This window comes from Constantimarinum furrinae (genome assembly GCF_014295415.1).
Classification (GTDB): domain Bacteria; phylum Bacteroidota; class Bacteroidia; order Flavobacteriales; family Flavobacteriaceae; genus Constantimarinum; species Constantimarinum furrinae.
On sequence record NZ_CP052909.1, the window covers coordinates 2,863,449 to 2,882,800 of the forward strand.

Annotated in this window: 17 protein-coding genes; 11 read left to right on the top strand and 6 right to left on the bottom strand. The window is 41.6% G+C overall.

Annotated features, from left to right (window positions below; all coding sequences use genetic code 11):
- Positions 1 to 83 precede the first annotated feature (83 nt).
- The 5 genes from hutI (at position 84) to ALE3EI_RS13130 (ending at position 5,336) form a co-directional block, all read left to right on the top strand.
- Positions 84 to 1,319 carry an imidazolonepropionase gene (hutI, locus tag ALE3EI_RS13110; protein WP_186989392.1) on the top strand — a complete coding sequence of 412 codons (1,236 nt, stop codon included), beginning with the start codon at positions 84 to 86 and terminating at the stop codon, positions 1,317 to 1,319.
- Positions 1,316 to 2,317 carry a formimidoylglutamase gene (locus ALE3EI_RS13115; RefSeq protein WP_186989394.1) on the top strand — a complete coding sequence of 334 codons (1,002 nt, stop codon included), beginning with the start codon at positions 1,316 to 1,318 and terminating at the stop codon, positions 2,315 to 2,317. Before hutI ends, ALE3EI_RS13115 begins: the two co-directional genes overlap by 4 nt.
- Positions 2,318 to 2,327: 10 nt before the next feature.
- Complete coding sequence (ftcD, locus tag ALE3EI_RS13120) at positions 2,328 to 4,019, top strand: glutamate formimidoyltransferase (RefSeq protein ID WP_186989396.1); 1,692 nt, start codon at positions 2,328 to 2,330, stop codon at positions 4,017 to 4,019.
- A 5-nt stretch (positions 4,020 to 4,024) separates the two neighbouring features.
- Positions 4,025 to 4,486, top strand: a complete 462-nt coding sequence (locus ALE3EI_RS13125) for a GNAT family N-acetyltransferase (RefSeq protein ID WP_186989399.1) — start codon at positions 4,025 to 4,027, stop codon at positions 4,484 to 4,486.
- 64 nt (positions 4,487 to 4,550) lie between these two features.
- Positions 4,551 to 5,336, top strand: coding sequence for an MBL fold metallo-hydrolase (locus ALE3EI_RS13130; protein WP_186989400.1), 786 nt, complete (start codon positions 4,551 to 4,553; stop codon positions 5,334 to 5,336).
- Between the two features lie 38 nt (positions 5,337 to 5,374).
- On the opposite strand, the gene ALE3EI_RS13135 is transcribed toward ALE3EI_RS13130, so the two are convergent.
- Positions 5,375 to 6,283, bottom strand: a complete 909-nt coding sequence (locus ALE3EI_RS13135) for a DUF6607 family protein (RefSeq protein ID WP_186989402.1) — start codon at positions 6,281 to 6,283, stop codon at positions 5,375 to 5,377.
- Positions 6,284 to 6,387: 104 nt separating this feature from the next.
- Between ALE3EI_RS13135 and ALE3EI_RS13140 the strand changes: the two genes are divergently transcribed.
- Genes ALE3EI_RS13140 through ALE3EI_RS13150 form a run of 3 tightly spaced genes read left to right on the top strand, consistent with a single transcriptional unit; the run spans position 6,388 to position 9,568 of the window.
- The gene (locus ALE3EI_RS13140; RefSeq protein WP_186989404.1) at positions 6,388 to 8,472 is read left to right on the top strand and encodes a TonB-dependent receptor plug domain-containing protein; all 2,085 of its coding nucleotides are present in this window, start codon (positions 6,388 to 6,390) and stop codon (positions 8,470 to 8,472) included.
- Between the two features lie 17 nt (positions 8,473 to 8,489).
- A complete protein-coding gene (locus ALE3EI_RS13145; RefSeq protein ID WP_186989406.1) occupies positions 8,490 to 9,116 on the top strand; it encodes an HmuY family protein in 627 nt (208 codons plus the stop codon).
- 2 nt (positions 9,117 to 9,118) lie between these two features.
- The gene (locus tag ALE3EI_RS13150) at positions 9,119 to 9,568 is read left to right on the top strand and encodes a DoxX family membrane protein (RefSeq protein ID WP_186989408.1); all 450 of its coding nucleotides are present in this window, start codon (positions 9,119 to 9,121) and stop codon (positions 9,566 to 9,568) included.
- 46 nt (positions 9,569 to 9,614) lie between these two features.
- Here the strand turns inward: ALE3EI_RS13150 and ALE3EI_RS13155 are convergent, their stop codons facing one another.
- The 4 genes from ALE3EI_RS13155 to ALE3EI_RS13170 form a co-directional block, all read right to left on the bottom strand.
- Positions 9,615 to 11,654, bottom strand: coding sequence for a S9 family peptidase (locus ALE3EI_RS13155; protein WP_186989410.1), 2,040 nt, complete (start codon positions 11,652 to 11,654; stop codon positions 9,615 to 9,617).
- A 69-nt stretch (positions 11,655 to 11,723) separates the two neighbouring features.
- Positions 11,724 to 12,161, bottom strand: coding sequence for a hypothetical protein (locus ALE3EI_RS13160; RefSeq protein WP_186989412.1), 438 nt, complete (start codon positions 12,159 to 12,161; stop codon positions 11,724 to 11,726).
- 1 nt (position 12,162) lies between these two features.
- Positions 12,163 to 13,854 (bottom strand): energy-dependent translational throttle protein EttA, encoded by a 1,692-nt coding sequence (ettA, locus tag ALE3EI_RS13165; protein WP_186989414.1) that lies wholly within the window; start codon positions 13,852 to 13,854, stop codon positions 12,163 to 12,165.
- A 38-nt stretch (positions 13,855 to 13,892) separates the two neighbouring features.
- Positions 13,893 to 14,069 carry a CAL67264 family membrane protein gene (locus ALE3EI_RS13170; RefSeq protein ID WP_233280024.1) on the bottom strand — a complete coding sequence of 59 codons (177 nt, stop codon included), beginning with the start codon at positions 14,067 to 14,069 and terminating at the stop codon, positions 13,893 to 13,895.
- Between the two features lie 499 nt (positions 14,070 to 14,568).
- Between ALE3EI_RS13170 and ALE3EI_RS13175 the strand changes: the two genes are divergently transcribed.
- The 3 genes from ALE3EI_RS13175 (at position 14,569) to ALE3EI_RS13185 (ending at position 17,981) form a co-directional block, all read left to right on the top strand.
- On the top strand, positions 14,569 to 16,197 hold the full coding sequence (locus ALE3EI_RS13175) for an acyl-CoA carboxylase subunit beta (RefSeq protein ID WP_186989416.1): 1,629 nt from the start codon (positions 14,569 to 14,571) through the stop codon (positions 16,195 to 16,197).
- A 29-nt stretch (positions 16,198 to 16,226) separates the two neighbouring features.
- Positions 16,227 to 17,495, top strand: coding sequence for an MFS transporter (locus ALE3EI_RS13180; protein ID WP_394367157.1), 1,269 nt, complete (start codon positions 16,227 to 16,229; stop codon positions 17,493 to 17,495).
- A gap of 63 nt (positions 17,496 to 17,558) precedes the next feature.
- Positions 17,559 to 17,981, top strand: a complete 423-nt coding sequence (locus ALE3EI_RS13185) for a DoxX family protein (RefSeq protein ID WP_186989418.1) — start codon at positions 17,559 to 17,561, stop codon at positions 17,979 to 17,981.
- Positions 17,982 to 17,986: 5 nt separating this feature from the next.
- Here the strand turns inward: ALE3EI_RS13185 and ALE3EI_RS13190 are convergent, their stop codons facing one another.
- On the bottom strand, positions 17,987 to 19,294 hold the full coding sequence (locus ALE3EI_RS13190) for a M24 family metallopeptidase (RefSeq protein WP_222614553.1): 1,308 nt from the start codon (positions 19,292 to 19,294) through the stop codon (positions 17,987 to 17,989).
- Between the last annotated feature and the right edge of the window lie 58 nt (positions 19,295 to 19,352).

Below are 19,352 nucleotides of genomic sequence, written 5' to 3' on the forward strand. Positions count from 1 at the left end.
CTAAGGTATAAATTACTTTTTAGTTTTCTATTAATTTATGCTCAAATTGCCCATAGGACGTCGCTATTTTTTATCTTTAACCAATGAAAATTTTACTCATAAATATAAAGGAACTTCTTCAGGTTAGAGAAAATGCTCCAAAGCTGCTTTTAGGAACCCAAATGCGCGATCTACCTACTATAAAGAACGCGTGGTTGTATATTGAAAATGATACTATCCGGGACTATGGAAGTATGGATAATTGTATAGAACTCGAAGGGTTTAAGCCCATTGATTGTACCGGAAAGATCGTAATGCCTGCCTGGTGTGATTCGCATTCTCATCTGGTGTATGCCGGAAACAGGGAACAGGAATTTATTGACCGAATTAACGGCTTATCCTATCAGGAAATTGCTGAAAAAGGAGGTGGAATCTTAAACAGTGCTAAAAAACTTCAGGAAACATCTGAAGCAGATTTATATAAGCAATCGGCTGAACGATTAAAAGAAGTGATGCGCCTGGGCACCGGTGCTCTGGAAATTAAGAGCGGCTACGGTCTCACCACAGAAGCCGAACTTAAAATGCTTCGGGTTGCCAAAAAACTTAACGAAAATTTTCCTATAACCATTAAAACTACATTTCTGGGAGCACACGCCGTGCCTTCAGAATATCAAAACGACAAAGACGGATATCTTAATCTAATCTGTAACGAAATGCTTCCGAAGGTCGCCGATCAAAAACTTGCAGAATATGTCGATGTGTTTTGTGAGGAAGGCTATTTTTCAGTTTCAGATACCGAAAGAATTCTTTCAGAAGCAAAAAAATACGAACTCATTCCGAAAATACACGTCAATCAGTTTAATGCCATTGGAGGTGTAGCTGCCGGAGTAAAACACAATGCTTTAAGTGTAGATCACCTTGAAGTACTTACACCCGAAGACATCAATGCCCTGAAAGGATCGGACACTATGCCGGTGGCACTTCCCTCCTGCTCTTATTTTTTGAGTATTCCCTATACTCCGGGTCGGGAAATTATAGATAACGGACTCCCCTTAGCCCTTGCTACCGATTACAATCCGGGCTCAACTCCAAGCGGAAACATGAATTTTGTGGTTGCCACAGCCTGTATAAAAATGAAGCTTACCCCCGCGGAAGCCATAAATGCAGCGACCATTAACGGCGCATATGCCATGGGGTTAAGTGACACACACGGAAGTATTACCAAAGGTAAAAAGGCCAATGTGATCATTACCAAAAAAATTCCTTCCTACGGATACCTTCCTTATGCCTTCGGAAGTTACCTCATCGATACAGTGATCCTAAATGGTGAAAAAATATGAAACTGGTTAAGTTTTACACCCAAGAGGACATAAGAGCACTAGTTAATAAACGCAGGGGAGAATTAAAGTTTGGCGAAGGTCTATCTGTGGTCAGTAACTGGAGTGGACTAACTGAAAGACCCGAAAAATATGTGCTTCTCGGAATACCGGAGGACATTGGCGTGCGAGCCAATTACGGAAATCCCGGCACGGCCCTGGCCTGGATGGATGCACTTAAAGTACTGTGTAATATTCAGCAAAACCATTATACTCATGTTGAAAGAATCATGGTTCTCGGGGAGATCGATTGTGATGATGAAATGAGATCGGCTTCAAGGTTATCTTCTAAAGAGGAAAACTATTCCGAAAAACTGGGCAAATTGGTGAGTGCCATCGACAATAAAGTATCAAATACGATCCAAAGGGTCGTTGAAGCCGGTAAATTCCCAATCGTGATAGGCGGCGGACATAATAACAGCTACGGAAATTTAAAGGGGTGTTATAATGCGCTTCAGAAACCTGTAAACTGTCTAAATTTTGATGCCCACACCGACTTCAGGGCTTTGGAACATCGTCACAGCGGTAACGGATTCTCCTATGCCTTCGAAGAGGGCTATCTGGCAAATTATTTTACATTCGGCCTACACAGGAATTATACCTCTCAGGCCGTATTAGAGCGCCTTCAATTGCATGTACAGCGGATACAGTTTGAATTATTTGAAGATATTGAGGTCAATAAAAAAATATCATTTAGTGACGCCGCACATAAGGCCGAAGCCTTTATATGTAATGATACTTTCGGACTCGAACTTGATCTCGATGCCATAGAAGACATGGGTAGCAGCGCCATGACACCCGGAGGATTCTCTATCACCGAAGCTAGAAGATTTATTTCCTATTTTTCGAAGAATCCAAACTGCGTTTACCTTCATATTTGTGAGGGAGCTCCAACACTGGGTAATTTTAAAACCCAGGTGGGAAAGACTATTTCTTTTTTAATTTCAGATGTAATCGCTTAAATAAAACAGCATGCAACAACAACTTATAGAATGTGTCCCGAATATCAGTGAAGGGATCGATGCAGCAAAAATAAAAGCCATCGCCGCCGAAGTTGAAACAGTAGACGGAGTGAAATTACTGGATATCGATCCGGGAAAAGCCACCAACCGAACTGTGATCACCTTTGTTGGCGAACCGGAACCGGTGATAGAAGCCGCCTTCCGATTAATAAAAAAAGCATCGCAACTCATCGATATGAGCAAACATCATGGGGAGCACCCACGTTTTGGGGCTACCGATGTTTGTCCGTTGGTACCCATCGCAAACATCACCTTGGAAGAAACCGCAACCTATGCGCATAAATTAGGTGAACGGGTTGGAAAAGAACTGGGAATTCCTGGGTATATTTATGAAAAAGCCGCAAAGGAAGAGAAACGCAGGAATCTGGCGAATTGCCGTAGCGGTGAATACGAAGGGCTTCCGAAAAAATTACATGATCCTCAATGGAAACCCGATTTTGGCCCTTCAGAATTTAATGAAGCGGTTGCAAAAACCGGGGCTATTGCGATTTCGGCCCGTGATTTCCTTATCGCCTATAACGTTAACCTGAATACCACCTCCACCCGACGCGCCAATGCCATTGCATTCGATATACGGGAAGCGGGAAGAGTGAAGCGGGAAGGAAATCCGATCACCGGTAAAAAAGTGCTGGACAAGGACGGGGAACCGGTTCGGATTCCGGGTAAATTGAAAGCAGTTAAGGGGATTGGCTGGTATATAGAAGAATACGGTATTGCCCAAATTTCTTACAATCTTACCAACATTTCCATCACGTCCATGCATGAAGCCTTTGATGAAACCTGTAAGGCGGCGATAGAACGCGGACTTAGAGTTACAGGGTCCGAATTGGTCGGGCTGGTACCCTTGCAAGCCATGTTGGATGCAGCAGATTATTTTCTGAAGAAACAACAGCGCTCTTTGGGTATTTCTGAAACTGAAAAAATTAAGATCGCGGTAAAGTCCCTTGGATTAGATGACCTGAAACCTTTTGATCCTGAAGAAAAGATCATCGAATATATGCTGAAAGGCAATGAGAAAAAGCTGATCGATCTTTCGGTAAACGACTTTGCAGATGAAACCGCAGCCGAATCCATGGCGCCGGGAGGAGGTTCCATTTCTGCTTATGTGGGCGCACTAGGTGTAGCTTTAGGGACTATGGTGGCAAACCTTTCAGGCCATAAGGCCGGTTGGGACGATAAATGGGAAATGTATTCCCATTGGGCCGAAAAAGGACAACAATACAAACAAAAACTACTTTATCTGGTCGATGAAGACACCAATGCTTTTAATAAGATCATCGATGGTTTTAGAATGTCTCAAACCTCAGAGGAGGAAAAAGCATTAAGAAAAGAGGCGATTGAAGAGGCTACAAAATATGCCACAGAGATCCCATTTCAGGTTATGGAAACTGCCTTCAATTCTATGGAAGTCATGCAGGCAATGATCAAAGACGGACTTCAATCATCCTTATCAGATGCCGGTGTTGGGATCCTTTGTGCGAGAACTGCGGTGATTGGGGCTTATTTCAATGTTCGTATTAACGCAAAGGATATAAAAGACCGTGATTTTGCTGAACGTATTTTGACAAAAGCTAAAAATATCTATGAGCAGACACTTGCGATCGAACATGAGGTCATTAATCATATTGACAGTAAAATGTAAAGAATATGTGGTCCATTGTTCCTTATAAATCAACTTTCGCTAAAGATTTTTACGAATTGAATATTGAATGGCTGGAAACGTATTTTTATGTGGAGGACTTTGACCGCGAAGTGTTGCTCAATCCTGAAAAATATATCATTACACCCGGCGGACATATCTTTTTTGCTGTAGAAAACGATAAGGTGTTGGGTACTGTGGCATTAATGAAAGCTTCGGGAAACAACTTTGAACTCACAAAAATGGCCGTTCGAATCGATGCTCGAGGGAAACAGATAGGGCAAAAGCTGATGCAATATTGTATTGACTTTGCTAAAAAGCAGAATTTCGATAGTCTCTTTCTCTATTCGAATACAAAACTCGAAAATGCCATTCATATTTACAGAAAGTACGGATTTATAGAAATTCCGGTGGAGCCGGATAGTCCTTATGAACGGAGTAATATTAAAATGGTCTTATCATTTTCATAAAGTATTGCAAAACAAGGTTTTGATTTTCTGAATTAGTGGTAATTTCAATTAAAAATCTGAAATTATGAAAAATATAATCATCCTTTTTGCTTTAATTATAAGTGTGGCTGCTTGTAAAAACGAAACCAAAGAGCAGGCGGTCGTAGAACCTGAGATCATTGAAGAGACTGTAGATACAACGACCTTTAATGTCACTCCAATTTCACACGCTACCATGGTACTGGAAATGGGTGGCACTATAATATATGTGGATCCCGTTGGCGGAGCGTCTGCTTTTGAAGGAATGCCCGAACCCGACCTCATTCTTATCACCGATATTCACGGGGATCATTTCGATCTTAACACGTTAGAAGCTATCAATACTGCGGAAACCAAGATCTTTGTTCCCATGGCGGTAGCCGAAAAACTACCGGAATTTCTTCAGGCACAAATAGCCGTGATAAGCAACGGAGATACTAAGGATGCCTTCGAGATGATGATTGAGGCTATACCCATGTACAATCTTCGTAAAGAAGCATTAAAATTTCATGAGAAAGGAAGAGGAAACGGCTATGTGATCAATAAAAACGGGTATCGCGTCTATATTTCCGGAGACACTGAAGACATTCCGGAAATGCGTCAACTCGATAGTATAGATGTAGCCTTTGTGTGTATGAACCTGCCATATACCATGACCGTCGAATCGGCGGCCGATGCAGTATTAGATTTTAGACCGGAAGTCGTTTACCCATATCACTTTAGAGGAACTGACGGCATGAGTGACGTGGCCAAATTTAAGAGCCTCGTCAATGCGGCTAACGACTCCATAGAGGTTATACAGCTGGATTGGTACCCGGAAAACAACCAGTAGCTGAATAAAAAAAACCACTCTGTCGAGTGGTTTTTTAATTAGTCTATCACAAAGGATTCAACAGTTTTATCAATTTCCTTTTTCTGAGGAGTTATCTCATCTGAAAAAAGGTACTGATACAGCGCCTTTCCTTCTACCTTATCATTAAGGTGTAAGTCTTTCTTTCTTCCGAAGACTTCATCCCATTTGCTTCGTACCAGTGACCAGAATTTGTGCTTTTCATTCCAGTAGGTCAAGGCGGCTTGGCAGCGGCTATCCTCAACTTTCACATATTTATTGAGTCCTTTTTCTTCAGCAAGGATTTTATCATCTTCACCTTTTTTTCTGATGATCTTTTGGTTATCCTGATCGTGCAACCAACCATCTTTTGTGATCACATGCTTGTTGGTACGCATGGTTAGATTATAATCACTTCGCTTTGTATACTCTCTTCGAGGAAGTGGTGCCGGAGTCGTATTTTCCCAGAAACTGATTCCATCAACATGAACCCAAGTTGCTGTTCCTTCGTAACGCGGACTGTCATCCACCTGAAAAACCTTTTGTGTCCATTGCCCTTTAACCGTGTTAGGAGCTAATGAATTATAAGTCCAAGTATTGTCTGCATTAAATTCATAAAGATCTGTGTTCTCAAACAACCAGTCTTGTCGCCAGTGCTTTATTACTTTAGGACTGGCGGGGTTGCCAACAATTAATAAATGTTGCAATACGATCTTATCTTCGGAATCCTCTACCAGTTCAACCCATTCCAGACCACTATCGTGTTTTTCTGTAGACGGGGTATAATTAGGATCTTCTGAATACTTAAAAGTCTCAGCAAAATTGAAACTTACTTCATAGCAACCACACATGCTTTTAATGGCTTTCTGGTCCAGTTCTTTTTTGGTTTGGGCATTTATTCCGTTGGAAAAGATCATCAGAAATACTGAAAAAATAGCTAATTGTTTCATTTTAAATGGTTTTGTTTTCGGTGTTTAAAAAAGTTCGAATTTTTGTTATTTTTATTTAGATTGAATATAAATAAGATTATATATTTGCGGCAAAATTATAAAGAATGAGTCTAAATAAAAATAATATTCTATTTTATTTTTCTGTTTTGTTGGTGTTAAAAGGGTATACACAAGAGGATCAATTCCTTATAAAAGACAGCACTCAAATTGAAACTATTTCAGAGATAATAGTAACAGCAACCCGGACCAAAAGACAACTTTCCTCCCTCCCTCTGCCCGCTCAGATCATTTCAAAAAAAGAGCTGGAAAATTCAAATTCCATACGCCTTTCAGACATATTAAACGAACAAACCGGTCTAATCACCATTCCCGATTTTGGCGGTGGCGAAGGCATACAACTTCAGGGAATGGATGCACAATATAGCCTCATACTTGTTGACGGTGTCCCTCTTATCGGCAGATCTGCAGGAACCTTAGATCTTAACCGTATCACCGTGGGTAATATAAAACAGATCGAAATAGTGAAAGGGGCTTCTTCCGGTTTATACGGAAGTGAAGCTTTGGGTGGCGTAATAAACATAATAACAGAAACTCCCAAATACGGCCTAACAGGATCTCTGGATAATCGCTACGGTTCATTTAACACCAGTGATCTTAGTACGGGAATCAATTTCAGAAAAAGTAAGTTAAGTATAAGCGGCTTTTTTAACCGATACAGCAGTGATGGGTATAAACTTTTTGAAGAAAGCGAGTTAAACACCGTTGAACCTTTCCACAATTATACGTTTCAAACAAAGCTGAATTACGAACTGAATGAATCCACCACTCTGTTTCTCTCAGGTAGATATTTTACTCAAGATCAGGACTACAATGCAGAGGGAGGCCTCACCGGTGCCTCCGAAACAAATGAGTGGAACACACATTTAAGATCAAGTCACACATTCGGGGAAAAATGGAAAAGTTATTTCGAATTCTATGCAACCGGCTATACAGCTGAAGAATTCCTAAATAATTCTGACGGTTTATTGTTTCAGGAAGCAAATTATGATCAATTACTTATACGACCAGAAATTAGAGTATTATTTAATCCCTTAAAAAATTCAGAAATTACGGGTGGTATTGGGTACACACACGAATCATTAGACAGAAACGACTTTTCAACCAAACCCGAATTTAATTCTCCATACATATTCGCCCAGTATGATCTAACTGCATTCGAGAATCTTAACATCATCCTAGGTGCTAGATTCGATATGCACAATCAATACGAATCGCAATTCAGTCCGAAATTAGCAGCCCGCTTTAAATTAAACAATAAAATAGCCGTAAAAGGCTCTGTAGGTTATGGCTTTAAGGCTCCCGATTTTAGGCAGCTCTACTTTAATTTCACCAATGGAACCGTGGGATATACGGTCTTGGGATATAATGCAGCACCCGAAGCTCTTACCCAGTTGAAAGATCAGGGTGAAATTGCAAACCTAATAGTACCTCTTTCAGAGTTTCTGGGAGACTTGAGTCCCGAAAGTTCGGTAAGCATAAATCTAGGAATAGACTATGACATTTTTTCTTCACTTTCAGTTCACCTTAACATTTTCAGAAATAATATAGACAACCTTATCGATACCCGTATTGTTGCAAATAAAACCAACGGACAAAACGTCTTCAGCTATTTTAACGTCAATAGAGTATTTACACAGGGAGCTGAAATGAACATAAGCTGGCAACCGCACAATCATCTTAAAATCTCAGGTGGCTATCAATTGTTATATGCGAAGGATAAAGACGTGATTACGATCTTCGAGAATGGGGAAGCCTTTGCTCGCGAAGATCCGTCGTCAACATCCTTTCAGTTAGAAAACGAAAATTACTTCGGGTTATACAATCGCTCACGACATATGGCCAATGTAAAGATATTCCACAAGTTCTCGCGTTGGGGTATAGACAATTCACTTAGAGCAACATACAGGAGTCGTTATGCACTTTCAGACAGTAATGGTAACGGATTTTTGGATACCTACGACACCTTTGCCAAGGGCTATGTGGTAATCGATGTAGCATTAAATAAAACCATTTACAAGAATTACCGTCTGGGTGTTGGTGTTGACAATATGTTGGGGTTTACCGACCCACAAAACAGCAGCAATATTCCAGGAAGAATTTACTACGGAAAACTCAATATTCAATTTTAATATTTTAAACAATCAATATGAAAACAATTAACTATTTTCTTTCAATTATTTTATTCGCCGGATTTAGCTCATGCAGTAGTGATGACGATAACAACACTACCCTACTTGAGGTGGAATCTGAATTAGTCTCAAACCTATACGCTCCCCAGGAAGGTGGACAAGGACAACCTGTTTCAGGAGCGTTTACAAAATTCGATTTTGAAAGCGGTCAAGTTACTACAAGTGACACCGAATGGGATATCGCCTTTAGAGGAACATCAATAATTGTTAACGGAGGCGTATCTCTGGGTACAACAGATGAGCCGGATCGTACCGGAGAAGCCGCTGCTTACATTGCGAATGGAACAATGTCCTCTGTAACAGAAGTAAATACAGTTTCATTTGTTCAGGATTCAGCCTCTGGGTATGCTATTCCTTCCGGAAGCGGAAACGGTTGGTATCTGTACGATTCCGATAATTTTCTTATCGTGCCCATTTCAGGAAAAATATTAGTGTTTAGAACGCGAGACGGAAGATATGCTAAGATGGAAATTCTAAGTTATTATAAGGATGCTCCTTCAAATCCTGATGCTATGGTTGACGAAGGAAGATTTTACACTTTTAACTATGTATTTCAACCAAATGAAGATCAATTAACATTTTAATCATGACAAAATCAATTAGCATCTTGTTTATAATTCTCCGGCTAATTTTAGGAGGAATGATGATATACGGAGGAATAGAAAAATTTGAAAAGCCTATTCCATCACCTGCTGAAGTACTTGAAAAGGCCCAACAATTTTCAGCGCCGGAAAAAGAAAGTACACTTCAAAAGGTATTGTACATAAGTGGCTCAAAGCAGACGGGCTATTATTGGCAATTGTTAGGAATATGTGAACTGGTTTTCGGTTTACTTTTAATCCTTCAGGGAACCGGGTTTATAGGTGCTTTGTTTTTATTGCCTATCACCTTGCATATTTTTCTATTCCATCTTTTTCTGGAAGCAGATGAAGTGTGGGGACTCCTCAAAACTACAGCTCTATTCCTAATCAATATTCTGCTAGTGCTAAAGGAAAAACCTAAATGGAAACATTTACTTTGGATCAAGCCTGTTTAAATTATCAACCCTTACCTAGATTATGGTAAGGGTTTTTTAATTCTTTTTATTTGTACTTCTCGAACCAGGCCAACGTATGTGCCACCTTAGTAATGAGATTACTGGGACGCGATGCGATCCCGTGAGAAGCATCGGGGATCTCTACCAATACAGTTTCTATTTTTCGAAGTTTCAAAGCGTGATACAACTGTTTTGCTTCGCTGGGCGGTGTGCGAAGATCATCCATACCTACCATCACCATGGTTGGAGTTTCAACATTCCCTACCAGTGAAATGGGTGAAAATTTCCAGTAGTTTTCAAAATTTTCCCATGGCTGTCCGGGATATCTGGAGTTGGCATATCCGTAATAATTGTCGGCTACCAAGGTTTTACTTATCCAGTTCATCACCGGTTTAGCGACGACTGCAGCCTTAAACCTGTTGTTCTTTCCAATGATCCAAGCAGTCATTATACCACCGGCACTTCCTCCGGTTACGTATAATCTTTCCGGATCGACCTTGCCGCGTTTTATCACTTCATCTACCCCATCCATCACATCGTTATAGTCCTCGCCCGGATAATTGTTAAATAATAAGTTCCCGAATTCTTCTCCATAACTAGTACTTCCTCTGGGGTTGGGATAAAATACGATATAACCCGCCGAAGCATATAATTGGATCTCTGCCGAAAAGCGATTTCCGTAATTTAATATGGGCCCGCCGTGATTCTCAACCAATAAGGGATATTTCTTCCGCTTATCGAAGTCGGGAGGATATACGATCCACCCCTGAATATCTCTTCCGTCTACCGAAGATTTGTACCAGATCTCATCCATGGCACCCATAAGACGGTAATCCAACAGATCGCTGTTCACATCTGTGATCACTTTGGGTTTTTTATCAGATTTACTCACTATGGCAACATCGGCAGGACGATCGGGATACGAAATGGTATACGCGATCTTCCCATTTTCAGACACACTAAAACTTCCGCTGGCATAAGGTCTTCCCAGCGTAGTTCCTCCAACATTGTCGACGATATCTGTCACTTTTCCCTTAAGATCAATATAGGCGATCTTCGTTCTTCCTTTATCGTCGTACATAAAATACATCCCTTTACTATCTGCCGCCCAAACTACATCGTTTACATCGCGATCCAGACCAGCAGAAATAACTTTTTTATTATTCCCAGAAGCATCCATTATTTGTAGGGTTCTCACCTGATAAGCCTGCACTTTATCTTCAAAACCGGTGTAGGCAACATATTTCCCATCGGGAGAAATCAAGGGGTTGCTATCCGGACCGGGTCGGTCTGTTAGCGTTTCATATAGGAGGGTTTGGGTATTTATAGCATAGACTTCACTATTTCTAAAATCATATTCCCAATCGGTGTTTAAATTTCCCGAAAAATATATCTTCTGCCCGTCCGGAGACCAGGATAAATTTCCACCGTAATTCAGTTCTCCGTCTGTTAGCTGTCTGGGGCTCCCTCCATTCGAGGGAATTGTAAAAATATGTGTAAACCCCGGATCTATATATCCGGCGCCATCGGCCTCATGTTTTAATCTATCGGTAATTCGGGGGGGCTTTGCCCATTTTGCGTCCTTTGGCTTTTCAGGCATTTTGGCAAGAACCGGAGCCTTGGCTTTAACCTTCATACTAAAAGCGATCTGATTACCGTCTGGCGACCAGCTAATATTCGAGGGACTGCCTTCTAATTGCGTTAATTTCGCTATCGATCTGCTTTTAACCCAATATACATATATCTCACTTCCTTCATCGCTATTGCTCACAAAAGCGATGCGATCTCCCGAAGGCGACCAGCGTGCACTTCGTTCACTGCCCTCGCGATTGGTTAATTTGTAATGATCATTCGGGTCATCTGCATTTACGATCCAAAGATCCCCCACAGAACGGTCTTTCATAATATCGAAACCGGTACGACGGTATACTACATATTCCCCATCGGGAGAAATTTGCGGATCACCGGTATATTCTAACTGGAAGACATCCAGATATTCAAATTTTTTCTGAAGTTGTGCGTAGAACGAAGTACTTACAAAACAAACAGCCAAGAGGCAGATAATAAAACGTGAAGAAATGTGCATTTGTATCTTTTTTTAGAAAGCTAAAGATACTTTTTTGATGATGGGTAACAAAATCCTTTTCCGAAGAAATTACTGCTTCTCACAAACAATACCCCAAAGAGTAAGCGTTTCTTTATTAGAATTTATTTTTACAACATTATCGCGAACGACCACAAACTCATCCTTTCGGGCGTCCTCTGGTAAAAAAACCTCAGCTGCTTTAAAATTATAATCCTCGAACATGAGTACCTGCCAGTTATCTTCAGTATTATACCTGCCCTCGAAATTTAATCGCAAAGGCTTGGTTTCTCCTTCCGGCGGACTTACACTCTTAAAGCGAAGTGTAAAAGTATTGTCCTTCTTAAGGTCGAGCTGCACCATTGCAAGATCGTTGCCCAGGCTGTTATAACTCACTTCAGAAGAAGCAGCAGAGACATTGGTGGTAGTTTGGGAATCCATCACTGCCTTTTTACTTCCGCAAGAAATAAACATGAATAACAGACAACTTAAGCAGATATATTTGGCCATACTATCGTATTAATTTCTTGTATTTTATTCGCTTCGGAATAAGATCCCCTCCCAATCGCTTCTTTTTGTTCTCTTCATAATCACTGAAACTGCCTTCAAAGAAATACACCTGACTGTTACCTTCAAATGACAGAATGTGCGTACAAACCCTATCCAGGAACCATCTGTCGTGTGAAATCACTACTGCGCAGCCGGCAAAATTTTCCAATCCTTCTTCCAAAGCCCGCAACGTGTTCACATCGAGATCGTTGGTAGGTTCATCCAGTAACAAAACATTCCCCTCTTCTTTTAAGGTCATAGCTAAATGCAAGCGGTTACGCTCTCCTCCCGAAAGCGCAGACACTTTCTTGTTCTGTTCGCTGCCACTAAAGTTAAATCTGCTTAAATATGCCCGGGAATTCACTTGCTTTCCTCCCATCATGATTAATTCCTGCCCATCACTGAAATTCTCCCAGATCGTCTTATTGGTATCGATATTGGAATGCGACTGATCCACATATGCGATCTTAGCCGAATCCCCGACTTCAAAATTTCCTTTATCTGGGGTTTCTTCTCCCATGATCATTCTGAAAATGGTAGTCTTACCCGCACCGTTGGGTCCTATAATTCCAACGATCCCGGCCTGTGGTAATTTAAAATTGAGATCCTCGTACAACAATTTATCCCCGTATCCCTTGGCGACTCCTTTCGCCTCAATTACATTAGTCCCTAATCGCGGGCCGTTGGGAATATAGATCTCAAGTTTTTCGTCCAGTTGTTTCTGGTCCTGGCTCATCAGCTTATCGTAATTATTTAATCGGGCTTTTTGTTTCGCTTGTCGGCCTTTGGGAGCCATTCGTACCCACTCCAATTCCCGCTCCAAAGTCTTTTGACGTTTACTCGCTTGTTTTTGTTCCTGTGCGAGTCGTTTGGACTTCTGATCCAACCAAGAAGAATAATTTCCCTTCCACGGAATGCCTTCTCCTCGATCGAGTTCCAGGATCCAGCCGGCTACATTATCCAAGAAATAACGGTCGTGTGTTACCGCGATCACCGTTCCCTTATATTGCGATAAATGATGCTCCAGCCAGTGCACACTTTCTGCATCCAAATGGTTTGTAGGCTCATCAAGTAAAAGCACATCGGGTTCCTGAAGCAACAAACGACACAATGCCACCCTGCGACGCTCCCCTCCCGAAAGCACACTAATGGGTTTATCGGGTTCGGGTGTTCTTAAGGCGTCCATGGCGATCTCCAGTTTGGTGTCCAACTCCCATGCATTGGTCGCATCGATCTCATCCTGAAGTTTTGCCTGCTTATCCATAAGCTCCTGCATCTTATCTGGATTCTCATACACTTCCGGCAAACCGAACATATCGTTTATTTTATTGTATTCATCGAGGACAGCAACGACATCCTTCACCCCCTCCTTGACGATCTCGAGCACCGTTTTAGACTCGTCGAGTTGCGGTTCCTGTTCCAAATACCCAACGGTATATCCCGGCGCAAAAACCACATCGCCCTGATAGTTCTTTTCCACTCCGGCTATGATCTTTAGAAGGGTAGATTTTCCACTTCCGTTTAATCCAAGTATCCCGATCTTCGCACCGTAAAAAAAGCTCAGGTATATGTTTTTAAGCACAGGGGTCTGCGCGTTCTGAAAAGTCTTTGTCACACCGGACATCGAAAAGATTACTTTCTTATCGTCGCTCATAGTTGAAATGATTATTTAATTTTAATGAAAAACAGATGCTACATTCTACCTTTTAAGGCATTAAACACCCACGCAATGGCAAAGAAACCAATGCCTACAGAGGCAAACCCATAACCCGCAACTTCCTGATATTTAAAGGCCCCCAATGCGATAAGACCGATCCCCACCAAGATCATTATAAATGTGGCCCATCCCAATACTGTATTTTTATTCATCATGTTGTTTCTTTTTATGACGCTCCCGCTGTCCCGCAATAAAGTTTAAACACCTTACGACCATACTCCCGGATCGGGATGCCTGCGGTAGCTTCATCAGTAGCTCAGGCAGGTCCCTAAAGCGATTTTTTTACTGCTGTACTCAACAGAGAAAAACAAATATCGTTAAAATCTTACACTAAAACTATTAGAAAAATGCTAAGATTTTTGGAAAAAGAATAATGCAAAACAGCATTCAATTCAACAAATCATAACAATCTTATTTTCAGAAGTATATTTCTTCGTCCAACATGTTGACCTTCCGAAGCATTTACTCAGAGGCACCAGCTACTCACTATACATCACTTATTATTCTTTATATATCATATATCCTTTGTAGCCGTAGCGAAGGAGAACTATCCCTTAACCATAAAGTCCTATTCCACGAATCCCTAATCCTTTACTTTTTCGCCTCTCGTATCACGGGCATTTTGTATTTTAGCGCAAATTCAAATTTTCTATGGATCTAGACTTCAATAAAAACGAAGATCACAATAAATTACTCGTTTCAGAATTAAAAAGAAAACTGGCAAAAATTAAGCTCGGCGGTGGTGAAAAACGTATAGAGAAGCATCACGCAAAAGGCAAAATGACGGCCCGCGAACGAATCTCCTATTTACTCGATCCGAAAAAACCATCGGTGGAGATTGGTGCCTTTGCCGGAGAGGGAATGTACGAAGAACACGGGGGTGCTCCCAGCGGAGGTGTGGTAATAAAAATTGGGTATGTTCAGGGAAAGCAATGCATTGTAGTTGCCAATGACGCTACGGTAAAAGCCGGTGCCTGGTTCCCCATAACCGGAAAGAAAAATTTGCGAGCCCAAGAAATCGCCATAGAAAATAAACTACCTATTATTTACCTTGTGGATAGTGCCGGAGTATACCTGCCTATGCAAGATGAAATTTTTCCGGATAAAGAACACTTCGGCCGGATATTCAGAAATAATGCCGTAATGAGCAGTATGGGGATCACCCAAATCGCTGCTGTCATGGGAAGCTGTGTTGCCGGAGGAGCGTATCTGCCCATCATGAGTGATGAAGCCCTTATTGTCGATAAGACCGGAAGTATTTTCCTCGCCGGAAGTTACTTAGTTAAAGCGGCAATTGGTGAAACTATTGATAATGAGACACTGGGAGGAGCGACTACCCATTGCGAGATTAGCGGGGTAACCGATTATAAAGCCAAGGACGACAAGGACGCCTTGGATACTATAAAAAATATCGTTTCGAAAATAGGAGATTATACCAAAGCGGGTTTTAACCGTGAAAAATCTGTTAGTCCGAAACAGGATCCACAGGATATCTACGGACTCCTACCAAAACTCCGTACCGAACAGTACGATATGCTCGAGATCATTCACCGACTCGTGGATGACAGTGACTTCCAACAATATAAAGAGGGCTACGGGAATACCATTCTCACCGGATACGCACGTATCGACGGCTGGGCTGTGGGAATTGTCGCCAATCAGCGTAAACTTGTAAAAACCAAAAAAGGAGAAATGCAATTTGGTGGTGTGATCTACAGTGACAGTGCCGACAAGGCCACCCGATTTATCGCAAATTGCAATCAGAAGAAAATTCCGCTGGTGTTTTTACAAGATGTAACCGGTTTTATGGTAGGTAGTAAAAGTGAGCATGGAGGAATAATAAAAGACGGTGCGAAAATGGTGAATGCAGTTAGTAACAGTGTGGTACCCAAATTCACGGTAGTGATCGGAAACAGTTACGGTGCCGGGAATTATGCCATGTGTGGTAAGGCATACGACCCAAGGCTTATTGTTGCCTGGCCAAGTGCCGAGCTTGCTGTAATGAGCGGTAACAGTGCCGCTAAGGTACTCTTACAAATTGAAACGGCCTCCTTAAAGAAAAAAGGTGAGACGATCACGCCCGAAGTGGAAAAAGAACTGTACGATAAGATCAAAGCGCGCTATGACGCACAGATATCACCATATTATGCCGCTTCCAGAATCTGGACCGATGCTGTGATCGATCCGCTGGAAACACGAAAATGGATCTCCATGGGAATAGAAGCAGCAGATCATGCACCCATAGAAAAACCTTTTAATATGGGAGTAATACAAGTTTAAGCATTCCATCCTTTAAGTCAGTAGAAAATATCGAAGAGCCTATTTCAAAACCAAAATGGTACACCATCCTTCTTTTAATACTTGCAGGAGAGGCTGTCTTTATTCTTCCTTTTGTACTTGCACGCATCTTCCGCCCCACATTTCTCGATGTTTTTAATCTTACCAATCTCGAGTTGGGTGTTTGCTTTTCAACATACGGGGTCGTAGCTTTTGTATCCTATTTATTCGGCGGTATGGTAGCCGATCGGTTCCAGCCAAGAATCCTTATTGCCTTGGCGCTGGTGCTAACGGCTTTGGGCGGATTTTATCTGGCCACCTATCCTTCGTATTTTATGATGAAGGTACTCTGGGGCTATTGGGGCTTCACGACTATTTTTCTCTTTTGGGCAGCCCTTATTAAAGCTACCAGAATTTGGGGAGGAATTCAAAGACAAGGATTGGCCTTCGGATTTCTGGACGGAGGTCGCGGACTCGTGGCAGCAGCATTTGGTTCCTTAGGTGTGTTGGTGTTTTCAGTTTTTATAGGCTCCCAACTCGATGTAAATTCGCTGGCAGAGCGAAAAGATGCTTTTAAATATGTGATCATGGTGTCTTCGGGCTTGGTTATATGTATTGCCATTCTAGTAATGCTCTTTCTTAGATCCAAAGACGAGAAGAACTCTTTGGTAGAAAAGTCATTTACAATTCACTCCCTTGCAAATTTTAGTTCGGTAATTAAGATCCCATCGGTCTGGCTGCTAATGATCATAATTTTATGCGCCTATGTGGGATATAAAACCACAGATGTTTTTTCACTCTATGCCAGGGAGGTAATGGGCTATACCGAAATAGAATCGGCACAGGTGGGAAATTTTTTATTGTATATACGCCCGGTCATTGGGGTTCTAATCGGCTTTCTGGCCGATAAAACCAAGACATCCTTAATGATGGTACTGGGATTTCTTATTATGATAGTTGGATCACTTTTTTTCACCCTTGGTATCATAGATCCGGAGATGAACATTCTGTTTCTTTTTTCGATCCTGATCACTGCCACCGGGGTATATGCCTTCCGAACCTTGTATTTTGCAGCATTACAGGAAGGCAAAATTCCTGTCGCTGTTACGGGAACTGCCGTCGGCCTCATTTCCCTCATTGGATATACTCCCGATATATTCGCGGGTCCGGCCATGGGGTATCTTCTAGACAATTGGCCGGGAGAACTTGGGCACCAGTACGTATTTTTAATGTTGGCGATCTTCTCTTTCATAGGCCTTTTAGCGGCAATCCGATTTATGACGCTGGTAAAAAAACCTTAAGTTTTATCGCTATACAACTAAATTTGAGTAACTTATACTGGTAAAATTTAAATTTCACATAGTATGGGAACTATCAAATCCTTGAATAAGTGGGCCAACCGCCATACCTACTATCCACTGGATATACTACGTATTGCTCTGGGCGCCTTTCTATTTATGAAGGGAGTATTTTTTATGTCGAATTTACCGGTGCTTATCGAACTTTACGAACCGGTTAAACCAATTTTGGGAGATATGTTATTAGTCCATTATATCGCACCGGCTCATTTTGTTGGAGGGGTATTAATTGCCTTTGGACTTTTAACACGTTGGGCAGTGATTGCACAGCTACCTATATTGATTGGTGCTGTTTTGATCAATTTTATCGGAGAAATGAATCCGGGGAATTTACTGCTGTCTATTTCGGTACTGTTAATCTGTATCTTTTTTCTGTTTTATGGATCGGGAAAACATTCGGTCGATAAGTATTTAAAGATGCAGAAATAATAAAGCTAGTTGGTCTGAATTGGCTTGATCGCTTCTTGCCTTTTATTGACATAGCGGAAACCGTTTTCACCAAAAAATCCTGCTTCTTCAAGCATGATACGAACGTCTTTGTCCCATTCCTCAATAAACGCCGTATTATTTAATTCAATAGCATATACGGTATTGACATGTAGCGGATAGTCTCCATTTACCGGCACGCCACCTTGAGAATCCCACATCCCGAGGGTGGTACCCGAACTGTGCCCGTATGTTCCTAACGGATGCGTATAGATAGACGGACGCAATCCTTCTGCTTTCCCTTCAGAAAGAGATTTCAATAAGATTTCGTTTCCGGTTTTTCCGGCTACAAAATTTGAAGTAAAAATATCCTGCACCCTATTCCCTTTTGCAAATGCTTCAGCAAGATATTCGGGGACTTTAGTTTCTCCCTTTTTTAAGACATAAGCGTGTTGCTGGCAATCGGTATTCAGTGTGATATAGGTAATTCCGAAGTCACAGTGCAACAGATCCCCAGGCAGGATCACTTTATTTTTATCGCCCTTTGTAAAAGAATAAATATGACTTTTTAAGGCTTCACTACTTCGCTGAATGTCAACGGTGGGATGAAACCAGGTTTCCAGACCAAGATCAGTGACCTTTTGGCGCATCCACCATACCACATCGTCAGTCGTAGTGGTTCCCGGTTTGATCACTTTTGAAGAAAAAGCTTCATCAATGATATTATGTGTAATGGCAACAAGGGTATTGTACAGTTCCATCTCTTTTTGAGTGCGCGTCTCTATCCAGGCGATCGCGAGTTTTTCGGCCGAAACAACCTTTGCATCAAGGGCGTCGGGAAGTGCTTCCATCAATTCTTCATAATCGGTTTTAACGATGCCGTCTGCAATTCCGAAGTGCTTAGAAAAATTTATGGCGATCTTCTCCGGGTTCCTCTCTTTAATGATCTCTACCAGCCGCTGCCATTGATCCGGTTGCTTTTCCTTGTCCCATGCCGAAGTGATATTGTCTCCAACATCATATCGTGCTACCGCAAGTTTCTCTATAGTATTGGCGGCTTTATCCCTGTAAAAAACCAATATGGTCCTCCTTCTGGCGTTCAGCCAACGCGCAGGAAGCATGGTACGCATCACAGGATCTTCGTTGTATTCTCTGGAAATAACCAGCCACATATCGATGTTGGTATCATCCATGAGCTTAGGGAGCAGGTTATTAAATCTGTCGGCTAAGATCTCATCCCGCATTTCAGCTCTGTCCCATTCACTTAGGATCTGCGATTGAAGTATTCCGCTTGACGTCACGACTAGAAAAATCATCACGGTCTTTAATAAAATTTTTATTTGCTGCATATGCTACAATTTAGATTTAGATACT

Excerpts from the sequence above, each read along its gene's own strand:
- hutI (WP_186989392.1), top strand. The coding sequence starts at position 84 with ATGAAAATTTTACTCATAAATATAAAGGAACTTCTTCAGGTTAGAGAA.
- ALE3EI_RS13115 (WP_186989394.1), top strand. The coding sequence starts at position 1,316 with ATGAAACTGGTTAAGTTTTACACCCAAGAGGACATAAGAGCACTAGTT.
- ftcD (WP_186989396.1), top strand. The coding sequence starts at position 2,328 with ATGCAACAACAACTTATAGAATGTGTCCCGAATATCAGTGAAGGGATC.
- ALE3EI_RS13125 (WP_186989399.1), top strand. The coding sequence starts at position 4,025 with ATGTGGTCCATTGTTCCTTATAAATCAACTTTCGCTAAAGATTTTTAC.
- ALE3EI_RS13130 (WP_186989400.1), top strand. The coding sequence starts at position 4,551 with ATGAAAAATATAATCATCCTTTTTGCTTTAATTATAAGTGTGGCTGCT.
- ALE3EI_RS13135 (WP_186989402.1), bottom strand. The coding sequence starts at position 6,283 with ATGAAACAATTAGCTATTTTTTCAGTATTTCTGATGATCTTTTCCAAC.
- ALE3EI_RS13140 (WP_186989404.1), top strand. The coding sequence starts at position 6,388 with ATGAGTCTAAATAAAAATAATATTCTATTTTATTTTTCTGTTTTGTTG.
- ALE3EI_RS13145 (WP_186989406.1), top strand. The coding sequence starts at position 8,490 with ATGAAAACAATTAACTATTTTCTTTCAATTATTTTATTCGCCGGATTT.
- ALE3EI_RS13150 (WP_186989408.1), top strand. The coding sequence starts at position 9,119 with ATGACAAAATCAATTAGCATCTTGTTTATAATTCTCCGGCTAATTTTA.
- ALE3EI_RS13155 (WP_186989410.1), bottom strand. The coding sequence starts at position 11,654 with ATGCACATTTCTTCACGTTTTATTATCTGCCTCTTGGCTGTTTGTTTT.
- ALE3EI_RS13160 (WP_186989412.1), bottom strand. The coding sequence starts at position 12,161 with ATGGCCAAATATATCTGCTTAAGTTGTCTGTTATTCATGTTTATTTCT.
- ettA (WP_186989414.1), bottom strand. The coding sequence starts at position 13,854 with ATGAGCGACGATAAGAAAGTAATCTTTTCGATGTCCGGTGTGACAAAG.
- ALE3EI_RS13170 (WP_233280024.1), bottom strand. The coding sequence starts at position 14,069 with ATGAATAAAAATACAGTATTGGGATGGGCCACATTTATAATGATCTTG.
- ALE3EI_RS13175 (WP_186989416.1), top strand. The coding sequence starts at position 14,569 with ATGGATCTAGACTTCAATAAAAACGAAGATCACAATAAATTACTCGTT.
- ALE3EI_RS13185 (WP_186989418.1), top strand. The coding sequence starts at position 17,559 with ATGGGAACTATCAAATCCTTGAATAAGTGGGCCAACCGCCATACCTAC.
- ALE3EI_RS13190 (WP_222614553.1), bottom strand. The coding sequence starts at position 19,294 with ATGATTTTTCTAGTCGTGACGTCAAGCGGAATACTTCAATCGCAGATC.